The sequence below is a fragment of the Bradyrhizobium sp. RD5-C2 genome (assembly GCF_019972155.1).
In the GTDB taxonomy this organism is placed as follows: Bacteria; Pseudomonadota; Alphaproteobacteria; order Rhizobiales; family Xanthobacteraceae; genus Bradyrhizobium.
Genome location: NZ_BOVL01000019.1, coordinates 124,743 through 138,302 on the forward strand (window position 1 = coordinate 124,743; position 13,560 = coordinate 138,302).

Genomic DNA, 13,560 nt, shown 5'->3' on the forward strand with positions numbered 1-13,560 from the left:
CTTGCTACCTGATAATAGCTGGGCGAAACAGGGGACAGAAACAAGGCCAAATCCAACGGTCGTCATTCCGGGGCACGCGCAGCGTGAACCCGGAATCCATCAAACCGCATGTTCCGTGGCTGAATGGATTCCGGGCTCTCGCTTCGCGAGCCCCGGAATGACGAAAGAGAGCGCCCCCCTCATGTCCAAGAGCCTGATCGACCTGTTGTCCATCCTCGATCTCGAGCAGCTCGAGGTGAATTTGTTCCGCGGCAACAGCCCGAAGACGAGCTGGCAGCGCGTGTTCGGCGGCCAGGTGATCGGCCAGGCGATGGTCGCGGCCTGCCGCACCGTCGAGGGCCGCCTGCCGCACTCGATTCATTGCTATTTCATCCTGCCGGGCGATCCGCAGATCCCGATCATCTACCAGGTCGAGCGGCTGCGCGACGGCAAGAGCTACACCACCCGCCGCGTCACCGCGATCCAGCACGGCAACGCGATCTTCTCCATCATGGTCTCGTTCCACGCCGAGGAAGAGAGCAACTTCAATCATCAGGAGAAGATGCCCGACGTGCCGCCGCCGGAGAAGCTGACCGCGGAGGAAGTGTCGAAGCAGCCGATGTTCAAGGAGATGCCGGAGTTCATCCGCCGCTACTATGAGAGCGACCGCCCGATCGAGCTGCGCCCGGTCGAGCTCGGCCGCTATTTCGGCCAGCAGATCGAGGACGGCCGCATCCATGTCTGGATCCGCACCGCGGCGAAATTGCCCGACGATCCGGCGCTGCATCTGTGCGCGCTCGCCTATGCGTCGGACTTCTCGCTGCTCGACGCCGTCATGGCGCGCTACGGCCGCACGCTGTTCGACCGGCGCATGATGCCGGCGAGCCTCGATCACGCGATGTGGTTTCACCGCCCGTTCCGCGCCGACGAATGGCTGCTCTACGCGCAGGATTCGCCGAGCGCGCAGTCGGGCCGCGGTCTGACCCGCGGCCAGATCTTCAAGCCCGACGGCACGCTGGTGGCGTCCGTCGCGCAGGAAGGTTCGGTGCGCGAACGCAAGGCGTAATCGCTTTAGCGCACTCAGGCGTTGGCGTAGGCGCCGCGCTCGGTCAGCGCGAATTGCGAGATGAACCAGTTGGCGTACCAGCGCAGCACCCACGGAATCGGGATCAGGAAGGCGCAGGCGACCGAGAACACGATGGTTCGCCACAACACCTCGAGCCCGGATGCGTTGAAGGTGACCTCGCGGCGCGTGCCTTCGACGTTGCGGCAGATCCAGCGCAACCACGCCGTCATCACCCAGGCCCAGCCGATGATGGTGACGGCCGAGATCACCATCAGCACGTACCAGCCGACATAAACCGCCGGACTGCCGTTGAACGAGATCGGCAGCTCCTGGCCGCTCGAGCTGAGACGGCTGAAGATCCAGCGAACGATCATCCAGCTCAGGAAGCCCTGCAGCAGCAGCGAGAGCAGCGTGACGATGTTGCTGTTGGCCGCTCCCGCATAGGTCAGCAGACCGAGCACGATGAAGACGTACCAGATGTCGAGCGGCTGCCCGGTGAAGCCGAGATGCGGCCGGCCCGGCACGCGGATATAGGGGATCGCAAAACGATACAGGCCGGTCGCGGTCCACGGCGCGGGGATGACGAAAATCTGGCCGATGAACATCAGCAAGCTGCGTCCGAACAGGCCCCAGATCGGGAAGTCGGCCGACAGCGCGCCGCCGCTATAGGTTGCCGATGCGGCCACCGGCGGCGGTCCGCCGGCCTGCGGGAACGCCGGCGGCGCGCCCGCACTCGGAACAAGGCCTGGAATCTCACCGGCCTTCTGCCAGCCGGCCATGCCCTCGGTCCACACCAGGGTATCGGCGCCCACCATGCCACGGGTGATCAGGTCGCGGAGCTGAGCTTCAGGCAGGGGGCCCTTTTGCTGGCCTTCGGATGCATAAAACCAGTTTCGATTCGACATTTTCTTGTTCCTCGGGGCGCGGGTGCACGCGCTGTGGCGAGAATGAGCCAGCGGGGACGCTGGCCAGGGCGGGAAAGCCATATTCTGGCCGACGGTTGTCGTCCCGTACAGTGACGGAGTTCACGCGGTGCGCACGTTTTCCCCTTCAACCTGCAACTTTTTTGTGCCATTTGCCCAGAAAGCTGCCAGATTTGGTGGCGGCAAGTTGCCGCTCCAGAGACGGCAATTTGCCGCTCTGGGGACGGGCGCACACGGAAAACCTCAAGGGAATGAAGGCCTGACCATGAAACTCGTCGTCGCGATCATCAAACCGTTCAAGCTCGATGAGGTACGCCAGGCCCTGACCGCGATCGGCGTTCACGGCATGACGGTGACCGAGGTGAAGGGCTATGGCCGCCAGAAGGGCCACACCGAGATCTATCGCGGCGCCGAGTACGTCGTGAATTTCCTGCCCAAGCTTAGGATCGAGATCGCCGTCGACACCGAGCTCGCCGAAAAGGCGGTCAGCGTCATCACCGAGCACGCCCGCACCGGCCAGATCGGCGACGGCAAGATCTTCGTCACGCCGATCGACCACGCGCTGCGCATCCGCACCGGCGAGACCGACAACGACGCGCTCTGAGTCTCAATCGACACCACCGCCGCCAGCGACGCCGGCACACGCCAAAAACCACGTAAAGAAACCACGACACGCCGGGGAATGATGATGGGGGCACGAGCTCTTCGTGCAGCGATATCAGCTGCGCCGATCACTGCTGCAATGCTGCTCTCGTGGGGCACGCCGGCGTCAGCGCAAGACTCTAGCGCCTCCGGCATCAACCCCGCCGACACCGCCTGGATGATCGTCGCCACCGCGCTGGTGCTGATGATGACGATCCCGGGGCTTGCGCTGTTCTACTCCGGCATGGTGCGCAAGAAGAACGTGCTGGCGACGATGGCGCAGAGCCTCACGGCCGTTGCGATCATTTCGATCCTCTGGGTCGTCTTCGGTTATTCGCTGACCTTCGTCGGCAACGGTCCATGGCTCGGCTCGCTCGATAGCTGGTTCCTGGCCGGCATCACGATGGACAGCGTCAATCCGGCGGCAAAGACCATCCCGGAAGCGCTGTTCATGCTGTACCAGATGACGTTTGCGATCATCACGGTGGCGCTGGTTGCCGGCTCGGTCGCCGACCGCATGCGGTTCTCCGCCTATGTGCTGTTCTCGATCGGCTGGTTCATCTTCGCTTATGTGCCGCTGGCGCATTGGGTGTGGGGCGGCGGCTTCCTCGCCTCGATGGGCGTGATGGATTTCGCCGGCGGCCTCGTCGTGCATCTGTCCGCCGGCATCAGCGGCCTGGTCGCGGCCAAGGTGATGGGCAACCGGCACGGCTACGGCCATGACAATCTGTCGCCGTTCGACCTCTCGCTCGCCGTGGTCGGCACCGGCCTGCTCTGGGTCGGCTGGTTCGGCTTCAACGGCGGCTCGGCGCTTGCGGCCAACTCGCGCGCGGTGATGGCGATCACCGCCACGCATCTGGCGGCCTGCGCCGGCGCGCTGACCTGGGGCGCGATCGAATGGGCGACGCGCCGCAAGCCGTCGGTGCTCGGCATGATCTCGGGCGCGGTCGCAGGGCTCGGTACCATCACCCCGGCATCCGGTTTCGTTGCGCCGTGGCACGGCATCATCATCGGCATCATTGCCGGCCTGGTCTGCTTCTGGGCCTGTACCTGGCTGAAGCATCGCTTCCAGTATGACGACTCGCTCGACGTGTTCGGCGTGCACGGCATCGGCGGCCTGACCGGCACGCTGCTCGCGGGCGTTTTCGCCACCGCGGCGATCGGCGGAACTTCCGGCCTGCTGGAGGGCAATCCGGGGCAGCTCCTGATCCAGCTCTACGGCGTCGTGGTCACGCTGGTCTGGTGCGGCGGCGTTACCTTCGTGCTGCTCAAGCTGGTCAGCGCCTTCGTCCCGCTGCGCGTCTCGATGCAGCAGGAGCTGGAGGGTCTCGACATCTCGCAGCACGGCGAAGCGCTGCAGTAGCAGCCGAGCTCGCATCGCCAGGACGAGATGGGCCCTGAGAGGGCGAATTCGTAAAACAACCCCATGCAAAGTACCCGAGCGCCGCGACGTCACGCTGCACGGGACAGTTCAGGCTTGCACGACACATAAGTATATGCTTATGTGTTGGCATGGTCGACACCGATATCTTCAAGGCACTAGCCGATCCGACCCGCCGCAGGGTCTTTGAGAAGCTGGCCGGCGGCAGCCTGAACGCCAGCGCCTTGCGCGACGGACTTGAGATCAGCCAGCCGGCGATGTCGCAGCATCTGGCGGTGCTGCGCGCGGCAGGACTGGTGCGCGAGCAGCGGCAGGGCCGCTTCGTCAACTATGAAGTCGACCCGGACGGGATCGCCAGCATCGGGACCTGGCTCGCGCGCTACCGCGCCTATTGGCCGAAGCGCATCGAAGCGCTCTCCGACCTCTTGAAGGACATGGATCAATGAGCGACACGGTTGAGCCTGACGCGGACGCAGCTCTGGTGATCGAATACGAGCTCGACGCACCGCCTGAAAAAGTATGGCGCGCCGTCACCATTCCAGCCCTGCGCGAGCGCTGGCTACCTGATTGCGATCTCGCGGGCGCTGAGCCCCTATCGTCGGTCGCAGGCGAAGAGGTGCGTTACCGGCTGCGCGATTCCGAGCCGCCGTTTCGCGAGAGTCACGTCACCTTCCGGATCGAGCCGAACGAAGCCGGCGGCACCCGGTTTCGCATCATCCAGGAAGCCTGCCACAAGCGAGCAAGCCAGCCGCAAGCGGCCAACAGCAACAGCCGCGTACTGATGCGCGCGGCCTGATCGCAGACTTCATCATCCGCTGAAACTTCATCACCTGCTGAAATGGGAGGTCGCCGATGCGCGACATGATGCAACTCGTCCCGATGGTCGTCGAGCAGTCGTCCCGCGGCGAACGGTCCTTCGATATCTATTCCAGGCTGCTGCGCGAACGCATCATCTTCCTCAACGGCGAGGTCAATGATGCGATGTCCGGGCTGGTCTGCGCGCAGCTGCTGTTCCTCGAGGCCGACAACCCGAACAAGCCGATCAACCTCTACATCAACTCCTATGGCGGCGTGATCTCCAGCGGGCTTGCGATGTACGACACCATGCAGTTCATCAAGACGCCGGTGCACACGCTGTGCATGGGCACTGCGCGGTCGATGGGATCGTTCCTGCTGATGGCCGGCGAGCCCGGTCATCGCGCCGCGCTCCCGAATGCCAGCCTCCACGTGCATCAGCCGCTCGGCGGCTTCCAGGGCCAGGCCACCGACATCCAGATCCATGCCGCCGAGATGCAGGCGACCAAGCGGCGCATCATCCGACTCTACGCGCAGCATTGCCGGCGCACCGAGGCCGACGTGGAACGGACCTTGGACCGCGATCACTTCATGTCGGCGGAGCAGGCGCTCGAATGGGGACTGATCGACAGGGTTTTTGCAGCGCGCGACGCCGCCTAATGGCCTGGCATTACTTTATCTGAATACCGGAGCCTGCACCGCGGCTAAGCAGAATTGTGTCCAGACCCTGGCTTGCTCATGAATTAGGCCGGTCTGATTAGATTTTAGGCGCGACGGAATAGCGCAGCAGCAGCTTGCTCCCGCAATGCGGGAAAAGGTCCGGATTCATAATCCATTAGCGAACCCGAGCCGTTTGGCACGGCATTTGATTCTAAGGGTCCCGGCTGTGCCCGCGTAGTGGATGTCTTCCGCGTGGTGAACCTCAGTCGAAACTCCCGGTGTTCGTTCGCACCGGGCCCAAGCGGGGATAGGACTCATGAAAATTGTTATGGCGATCATTAAGCCATTCAAGCTGGAAGAGGTCCGTGACGCCCTGACCGCCATTGGCGTTCACGGTCTCACGGTGACGGAAGTCAAGGGGTACGGCCGTCAGAAGGGCCACACGGAAATCTATCGCGGCGCCGAATATGCGGTGAGCTTCCTGCCCAAGATCAAGATCGAGGTCGCAGTCGCCTCCGATCAGGTCGACAAGACAATCGACGCCATCACCTCCGCCGCCAAGACCGGACAGATCGGCGACGGCAAGATCTTCGTCATCAGCCTCGAGCACGCCGTGCGCATCCGCACCGGCGAGGCCGATGCCGCGGCCCTCTGATTTCGCGCTCAACCTTTAAGACCTCAGGAGTGAAATAACATGACGTTCAAGCGTCCCTATGGCGCGGGACTGGCGGCCCTCGCAGTTGGCCTCTTTGCCGCAACCGCCGCCTACGCCGAGCCAACCGTCAACAAGGGCGACAACGCCTGGATGCTGACATCGACGGTGCTGGTGCTGTTGATGACCATCCCGGGCCTCGCGCTGTTCTATGGCGGCCTCGTCCGCTCCAAGAACATGCTCTCGGTGCTGGCGCAGGTGTTCTACACCGTCTGCATCGTCACCGTGCTCTGGGCCCTCTACGGCTACAGCCTCGCCTTCACCGGCGGCTCCGACTTCATCGGCGGCTTCTCCAAGGCCTTCCTGATGGGCGTCACGCCGGACTCCAAGGCTGCGACCTTCTCGGTCGACGCCAACATCTCGGAGCTCGTCTATATGTGCTTCCAGATGACCTTCGCGGCGATCACGCCGGCCCTCATCGTCGGCGCCTTTGCCGAGCGGATGAAGTTCGCCGCGATCGCGCTGTTCATCCCGATCTGGGTCACCGTGATCTACTTCCCGATCGCGCACATGGTCTGGTACTGGCCGGGCCCGGACGCGATCCAGGATGCTGCCAAGGCGCTCGCCGCTGCGGCTGACGGCGATGCCAAGACGAAGGCGCAGGCCGCCCTCGACGCTATCAACGCCGACGCCGGCTGGATCTTCAAGAAGGGTGCGATCGACTTCGCCGGCGGCACCGTCGTGCACATCAACGCCGGCATCGCCGGCCTGGTCGGCGCGCTCCTGATCGGCAAGCGCACCGGCTACGGCAAGGAGCTGATGGCTCCGCACTCGCTGACCATGACCATGATCGGCGCCTCGCTGCTCTGGGTCGGCTGGTTCGGCTTCAACGCTGGTTCGAACCTCGAAGCCAATGGCGGCGCTGCGCTCGCCATGACCAACTCCTTCGTGGCCACGGCCGCGGCGGCGCTGGCCTGGATGTTCGCGGAATGGATCATCAAGGGCCATCCCTCGCTGCTCGGCGCGCTCTCGGGCGCGGTCGCGGGCCTCGTCGCGGTGACGCCTGCGGCCGGTTACGCCGGTCCGATGGGTGCCATCGTGCTCGGCCTCGTGGTCGGCGTGGTCTGCCTGTTCTTCTGCACGGTCGTGAAGAACGCGCTCGGCTATGACGACTCGCTCGATGTGTTCGGCGTCCACTGCGTCGGCGGCATCATCGGCGCGCTTGGCACCGGCATCCTGGTGAACCCGGCGCTCGGTGGTGCCGGCATCATCGACTACACCGCGATCCCGCCGAAGGTTGCCGATTACGACTTCGTGGCGCAGATGACCTCGCAGGTCTGGGGCGTCGGCACCACGCTGGTGTGGTCGGGCATCGGCTCGGCGATCCTCTACAAGATCGTGGACGTGATCGTCGGCCTGCGTGCCAACGTCGAGACCGAGCGTGAAGGCCTCGACATCACCGAGCACACGGAGCGCGCCTACAACATGTAAGAGGTTCTCCCGGGACGCGACCTCCCCAAGCGGTCGTTCCCAGAACTACGGTTCGGGCACATACCCGGCAATGTCCGGACCGTTGAGGGGCTCCAGCGCAAGTTGGAGCCCCTTTCTTTTTTCTGCGGATTGAGAAAATAATGTCGGAATTGCCTGCTATCGTGGAACAACAGGCTACAGAGAACAAAAACGGGAGGACGTCATGAAGGTGCAAGGCAGGTGCTATTGCGGCAACGTGCGCTATGAGGCCGAAGGCGAACCGATGATGGCGGCGCAGTGCCTGTGCCGCGAATGCCAGTACATCACCGGCGGCGGACCGAACATGTTCATGGCGATGCCGACCACCGGCTTCAAATACACCGCCAGCCAACCCAAGCAGTTCACCCGCAAGGACCTTGAGCGCGCCGTGACGCGGGAATTCTGCCCGGAATGCGGCACCCATCTCGTGACCAAGGTGCCTGGCCTGCCCGCCACGATCCTGAAGGTCGGCACGTTCGACGACCCCAGTGTGTTCACCCCGCAGATGACAATCTACACCTGCGACAAGCAGACCTTCCACCATGTCCCCGACGGCAAGCCGTCATTCGAGAAGCTGCCGGCACGGTGAGGCGCTACAATTCGTAGCCCGGATGAAGCGAAGCTCACGCCGCGTCGCGTGCGTGTTCGACGCGGTCGCGGCCGTGGCGCTTGGCGGCGTAGAGCGCTTGGTCGGCGGTTCGCATCAGGCCGCTCAGATCGAAGCCAGAGTCCTTCAAGGTGAAGCCGATGCTGATCGTCACCGGCAGAAGGGTCACGCCGTCGAGGATGGTCCGGCCTGCGCAGTCGCGGCGGATTTCCTCGGCGCCTTGCGCGGCCTGCTCGTGGCTCAGGCCGGTCACCACAGCTGCAAATTCCTCGCCGCCGTAGCGGGCGACCAGCGCGCCGTGCCGGCTCGCGAACTGGCGCAGAACGTCGGCGATCTCGACCAGCACCTTGTCGCCGATCTCATGTCCGTAGCGGTCGTTGATCGACTTGAAATGGTCGATGTCGCACATCAGAACCGCAACCGACGCGCCGTCCGCCTGCGCCTGGTCGAGCGCCGCGGCGGCCTCAGTGTCGAAGCCGCGGCGATTCAACAGGCCGGTCAGCTGGTCGGTCTGCGAGATCTGGGCGAGCTGACGGCGGGTATGCGCGAGCTCCAGCATCAACAGGCCGGCGCGATAGGACATCGCGCCGCTGAGCGCGATCGAAATGAACACACCGGCGGTGAGCCCGAACAGCTGCATCTGGCCGACCGTGATCGGCGCGGCCAGATCGCGGCCGAACACCAGCATGCCGATGGTGAAGGACATCACCGCGGTCATGCCGGCGGCAATGACCATCACCTTGCCGGTGCGGCGCAGAACATCGCCGCGTGTCTCGATCCTGATGGCCATGTCCGTCCGCAGATCCTCGCAATCCGCGGGATCATTCGGTCGTGCTGTGTTGCGAATTGCTGAAGGAACTCGTGACGCCCGCGCTGGCCTTAATGGTGGGTAAAGCGGATCACTCGAATGCACCGCAATGACCAGCAAGCGGCGTCAGTCGACCAGGATTTCTTCGTCCGGCAGCTCGCTTGGCGCGCCGTCACTCAGATAGCTTTCGAGGATATTGGCCAGCGACAGCGGCGTGAGGCGCTCGTCCGCGCCGGATAGATCGGCGATCGCCCACCACCTGAAGCAATCGAGCACCTTCGCCTCGGCTTTGTCGGCCATGACAGGGTCGAACCGATCCGTGTGAACGATCCGGTATTCTTCCTTCTGGGAGATCCGCCGGCCGCCCCAGTTGAAGATGTGATGACGCCGCCACACGGCGGGGCCGGGCGCGAAATCGATCAGCCCCAATTCCTCGGCCAGTTCCCGCTGCAACGTCGCTTCCGGCGTCTCATCGCCCTCGATGCCGCCACCGGGCGCGATCCAGAAACAGTCGCCGCCGTGCGGCGGGCGAATCCGCATCAGCAGGACTTCGCGCTCGCCCGTGATGATGAGCGCCCTGACGGCGCGGCGGTGGATCATGGCTCGGAGCAATTTTGAAGCGGTTTTCTGAGAGGAGCGCTGATATCACGCGCCGGCCAAACGTGTCGCGCCGCCGATGGTTAATCGCGTCTTAACCTCGCCCTATCTATGGTGATTTGATCGGTTTACGGTCGGCTCCCCCTCACCTCCGACCGCAGTGAAAGTGCTGGCATTTCAACCATGGCAATGACCGCCTCATCCGGCGTGGCGCAGGGCGCCGCCGATGCCACATCCGCCGGCCAGGCCGAGCGCTCCCCATTCGTGCGAACCACCGAACTGCTGGCGCCGTACCAGCCGGCTAAGCCCTTGATTACACTGTCGGTCGGCGAACCGCAGCATCCCGTGCCCGACTTCGTCGGGCCGGTGCTGGCAAAACACACCGCAGAGTTCGGCCGTTACCCGATGGCCAAGGGCATCGAGCCGTTCCGCCGCGCGGTCGCGACCTGGCTCGGAAGCCGGTTCCAATTGCCGCGTCCAGTCGATCCGGAGAGCGAGGTGTTGGTGCTCAACGGCAGCCGCGAGGGGCTGTTCTTCGCGGCGATCACAGCCGCGCGTTACGTCGCCCCGCGCAAGGGACGGCCGGCGATCCTGATGCCGAATCCGTTCTATCCGGCCTATGGCGCCGGCGCGCGCGCGGCCGGCTGCGAGCAGATCCATCTGCCGACCACGCTCGCCAACGGTTTCCTGCCCGACCTCGATGCGATCGACGAGGCGACATGGGCCCGCACCGTCGCGTTCTTCATCGCCTCGCCGGCCAATCCGCAAGGCTCGGTCGCCTCGCGCGCCTATTTCGCGCGTCTGAAAGAGCTCGCCGACCGGTTCGGCTTCATGATCCTGTCCGACGAGTGCTACTCGGAGATCTATACCCGCGAGGCGCCAGGCAGCATGCTGGAATGCGCCGGTCCCGATTTCCGCAATGTCGTGGCGTTCCAGTCGCTGTCGAAGCGCTCGAACCTGCCGGGCATGCGGGTCGGCTTCGCCGCCGGCGACCGCAAGTTTCTCGCCGCGTTCCTCGAGTTGCGCAATGTCGCCGCACCGCAGGTGCCGGTGCCGTTGCAGCATGTCGCGGTTGCCGCCTATGGCGAAGAGGCGCATGTCGAGGAGAACCGCAGGCTCTATCGCATCAAGTTCGATTTCGCCGACCAGATCCTCGGCAACCGCTACGGCTACAAGCGTCCCGCCGGCGGCTTCTGCGTCTGGCTCGACGTCACCGATCGCGGCAGCGACGAGGCGGTGACCGTCAGACTCTATCGCGACGCCGGCGTTCGCGTGATTCCCGGCAGCTATCTGGCGCGCGAGCAGAACGACGGTTCCAATCCTGGCGCGGGCTATATCCGGCTTGCGCTGGTCTCCGACAGTGAATCAACGGCCGAGGCGATGCATCGCCTGGTCGAAACCCTGGGTTAATCGCGAAGCGCGAAGATTGAGTATGCCAGCGATCGAACGTGTCATCCCTCTGGTCGGCCATCTGCCGCTCTCGCTGCGCGAGGCGCTGGCGCGGCGGCTGCGCGAACTCACTGGGCTTGGCCTGATCGCGCTGTCGGGCGCCATCACCGCTGCGCTGATGACCTGGTCGGTGCAGGATCCGTCGCTCAGTCATGCCACCTCGCGCGCGATCCGCAACGTGCTCGGCTATCCCGGCGCAATCGGCGCCGACCTCTTGATGCAGATTCTCGGCCTCGGCGCCATCATGCTGCTGCTGCCGGTGGCGGTATGGGGCTGGCGGATGCTGACGCATCGTCCGTTCGACCGCGAGGCGCTGCGGCTCGGCTGCTGGATCCTGTGCACGGTGATCGCGGCGGGCTTCGCCAGCTGCTGGCCGCACAATACGTCATGGCCGCTGCCGACCGGGCTCGGCGGCGTGGTCGGCGACGCGCTGCTGCGCACGCCGGCCGTCGTGTTCGGGCCGCCCGGCTTCCTCTATCGCGTCGTGCTCGGCCTGATCCTGTTTGTCGCGATGGCCGCGACCTTCCTGTTCGCCTGCGGTTGGGGCGCCAAGGAAGAAGACGAAGAGCTGACGCCGATCGCTGACGACGACGAGCCGTTCGTCGAAGAGGAAGACAACGACCGCAGCTCGGTATCGCTGGGCTGGCTATTCCACGCGCTGATGAGCGCAAAAGCCCGGCTCGGCTGGCTGTTCGGTACCGCCTATAAATCGCTCGTGTCGAGCGGAGCGCAGGGCCGCAGCAGTGCGGCGTTCGAGCGCCAAGAGCCCAACATCGGCGGCGGCCGCGCCGCGCCCTCGATCGCGCCGGCGGCCGACGACCATGCCGAGGACGAAGACGAGGCCGAGGCTTTCGACGACGAGGAAGAAGAGGATGACGAGGAGGAAGCTCCCGTCGCCCGCGCCCCGCGCAAGAAGGCCGAGCCGAAGCCGAAGAAGAAGAACTCCGACAAGTTCGAGCTGCCGTCGGTCTCCGTGCTCAGTGCGCCGAAGGCGAGCGATCGCCAGCCGCTGAGCAAGGCCGAGCTCGAAGCCAACTCGCGCTCGCTCGAAGGCGTGCTGCAAGATTTCGGCGTGCGTGGCGAGATCGTCAAGGCCAACCCCGGCCCGGTGGTCACGCTATACGAACTGGAGCCCGCGCCCGGCATCAAGTCGTCGCGCGTGATCGGATTGTCCGACGACATCGCCCGCTCGATGAGCGCATTGTCTGCGCGCGTCGCCGTGGTCGCTGGCCGCAATGCGATCGGCATCGAGTTGCCGAACGCGCATCGCGAGAAGGTCTATCTGCGCGAGCTGCTGGTCGCCAAGGAAAGCGTCGATTCGGTTGCGAAGCTGCCGCTGTGCCTCGGCAAGACGATCGGCGGCGATCCCGTGATCATCGACCTCGCGCGCACGCCGCATATGCTGATCGCCGGCACCACCGGCTCCGGCAAATCGGTCGCGATCAACACCATGATCCTGAGCCTGGTCTACCGGCTGCGTCCGGATCAGTGCCGCCTGATCATGGTCGACCCGAAGATGCTCGAACTCTCAGTCTATGACGGCATCCCGCATTTGCTGACGCCCGTCGTCACCGATCCGAAGAAAGCCGTTGTCGCGCTGAAATGGGCCGTGCGCGAGATGGAAGAGCGCTACAAGCGGATGGCCAAGCTCGGCGTGCGCAACATCGACGGCTACAATGCGCGCCTCGTCGAAGCCAAGGGCAAGGGCGAAGAGCTGACGCGCACCGTGCACACCGGCTTCGACAAGGAGAGCGGCAAGGCGATCTACGAGGAAGAGAAGCTCGACCTCGAGCCGCTGCCCTATATCGTCATCATCGTCGACGAAATGGCCGACCTGATGATGGTCGCCGGCAAGGACATCGAAGGCGCGGTGCAGCGCCTCGCGCAGATGGCGCGCGCCGCCGGCCTGCATGTGATCCTCGCCACGCAGCGTCCGTCGGTCGACGTCATCACCGGCACGATCAAGGCCAACTTCCCGACCCGCATCGCCTTCCAGGTGACCTCGAAGATCGACAGCCGCACCATCCTCGGCGAAATGGGCGCCGAGCAACTGCTCGGCCAGGGCGACATGCTCTATATGGCGGGCGGCGGCCGCATCAGCCGCGTGCACGGCCCGTTCGCGTCCGACGAGGAAGTCGAGAAGGTGGTGCGTCACCTGAAGACGCAGGGCCAGCCGGAATACCTCGAAGCCGTCACCGCGGAAGAGCCGACCGACGAGGACGGCGCCGTTTTCGATGCCACCGGCATGGGTGGCGACGGCGGCGGCGATCTGTTCACGCAGGCGGTTGCGATCGTCAAGCGCGACCGCAAGGCGTCGACCTCCTACATCCAGCGCCGGCTGCAGATCGGCTATAACCGCGCCGCCTCGCTGATGGAGCGGATGGAACTTGAGGGCATCGTCGGCCCGGCGAATCACGCCGGAAAGCGCGAAATCCTGGTCGGGGAGGAAGAAGGCCAGTTCTGATCGGGGGCGATCATCACGGAAAAACCAT

General features: G+C 64.6%; 14 protein-coding genes. 11 read left to right on the forward strand and 3 right to left on the reverse strand.

Annotated features, from left to right (window positions below; genetic code table 11):
* The first annotated feature begins 181 nt into the window (after positions 1 to 181).
* Positions 182 to 1,045, forward strand: a complete 864-nt coding sequence (tesB, locus tag BraRD5C2_RS21585) for an acyl-CoA thioesterase II (protein WP_212312813.1) — start codon at positions 182 to 184, stop codon at positions 1,043 to 1,045.
* 14 nt (positions 1,046 to 1,059) lie between these two features.
* Here the strand turns inward: tesB and BraRD5C2_RS21590 are convergent, their stop codons facing one another.
* Positions 1,060 to 1,950 carry a DUF4339 domain-containing protein gene (locus tag BraRD5C2_RS21590; RefSeq protein WP_223971245.1) on the reverse strand — a complete coding sequence of 297 codons (891 nt, stop codon included), beginning with the start codon at positions 1,948 to 1,950 and terminating at the stop codon, positions 1,060 to 1,062.
* A gap of 283 nt (positions 1,951 to 2,233) precedes the next feature.
* Between BraRD5C2_RS21590 and BraRD5C2_RS21595 the strand changes: the two genes are divergently transcribed.
* From BraRD5C2_RS21595 to BraRD5C2_RS21630, 8 genes are all read left to right on the forward strand, one after another.
* The gene (locus tag BraRD5C2_RS21595; protein WP_074128375.1) at positions 2,234 to 2,572 is read left to right on the forward strand and encodes a P-II family nitrogen regulator; all 339 of its coding nucleotides are present in this window, start codon (positions 2,234 to 2,236) and stop codon (positions 2,570 to 2,572) included.
* Positions 2,573 to 2,656: 84 nt separating this feature from the next.
* Entirely contained in the window at positions 2,657 to 3,973 is a 1,317-nt protein-coding gene (locus BraRD5C2_RS21600; protein ID WP_374708031.1) for an ammonium transporter, read from the forward strand.
* A 149-nt stretch (positions 3,974 to 4,122) separates the two neighbouring features.
* A complete protein-coding gene (locus BraRD5C2_RS21605) occupies positions 4,123 to 4,437 on the forward strand; it encodes an ArsR/SmtB family transcription factor (RefSeq protein WP_092121114.1) in 315 nt (104 codons plus the stop codon).
* Positions 4,434 to 4,787 (forward strand): SRPBCC family protein, encoded by a 354-nt coding sequence (locus tag BraRD5C2_RS21610; RefSeq protein WP_223971249.1) that lies wholly within the window; start codon positions 4,434 to 4,436, stop codon positions 4,785 to 4,787. The genes BraRD5C2_RS21605 and BraRD5C2_RS21610 overlap by 4 nt, the downstream gene beginning before the upstream one ends.
* 56 nt (positions 4,788 to 4,843) lie before the next feature.
* Complete coding sequence (locus BraRD5C2_RS21615) at positions 4,844 to 5,446, forward strand: ATP-dependent Clp protease proteolytic subunit (protein WP_223971251.1); 603 nt, start codon at positions 4,844 to 4,846, stop codon at positions 5,444 to 5,446.
* Positions 5,447 to 5,762: 316 nt separating this feature from the next.
* Positions 5,763 to 6,101 (forward strand): P-II family nitrogen regulator, encoded by a 339-nt coding sequence (locus BraRD5C2_RS21620; RefSeq protein ID WP_029080945.1) that lies wholly within the window; start codon positions 5,763 to 5,765, stop codon positions 6,099 to 6,101.
* A 39-nt stretch (positions 6,102 to 6,140) separates the two neighbouring features.
* On the forward strand, positions 6,141 to 7,589 hold the full coding sequence (locus BraRD5C2_RS21625) for an ammonium transporter (RefSeq protein ID WP_223971253.1): 1,449 nt from the start codon (positions 6,141 to 6,143) through the stop codon (positions 7,587 to 7,589).
* Between the two features lie 202 nt (positions 7,590 to 7,791).
* Complete coding sequence (locus BraRD5C2_RS21630) at positions 7,792 to 8,196, forward strand: GFA family protein (protein WP_207834147.1); 405 nt, start codon at positions 7,792 to 7,794, stop codon at positions 8,194 to 8,196.
* A 34-nt stretch (positions 8,197 to 8,230) separates the two neighbouring features.
* Here BraRD5C2_RS21630 and BraRD5C2_RS21635 read toward each other — a convergent pair whose 3' ends face one another.
* Positions 8,231 to 9,004 (reverse strand): GGDEF domain-containing protein, encoded by a 774-nt coding sequence (locus BraRD5C2_RS21635; RefSeq protein ID WP_223971255.1) that lies wholly within the window; start codon positions 9,002 to 9,004, stop codon positions 8,231 to 8,233.
* 144 nt (positions 9,005 to 9,148) lie between these two features.
* Positions 9,149 to 9,622, reverse strand: coding sequence for an NUDIX hydrolase (locus tag BraRD5C2_RS21640; protein ID WP_223971257.1), 474 nt, complete (start codon positions 9,620 to 9,622; stop codon positions 9,149 to 9,151).
* Positions 9,623 to 9,802: 180 nt separating this feature from the next.
* Between BraRD5C2_RS21640 and BraRD5C2_RS21645 the strand changes: the two genes are divergently transcribed.
* Positions 9,803 to 11,029: an aminotransferase class I/II-fold pyridoxal phosphate-dependent enzyme gene (locus BraRD5C2_RS21645; RefSeq protein ID WP_223971260.1), complete on the forward strand. Its 1,227-nt coding sequence runs from the start codon at positions 9,803 to 9,805 to the stop codon at positions 11,027 to 11,029.
* 16 nt (positions 11,030 to 11,045) lie between these two features.
* Positions 11,046 to 13,532 carry a DNA translocase FtsK gene (locus BraRD5C2_RS21650; protein WP_223971263.1) on the forward strand — a complete coding sequence of 829 codons (2,487 nt, stop codon included), beginning with the start codon at positions 11,046 to 11,048 and terminating at the stop codon, positions 13,530 to 13,532.
* The last annotated feature ends 28 nt before the right edge of the window (positions 13,533 to 13,560 follow it).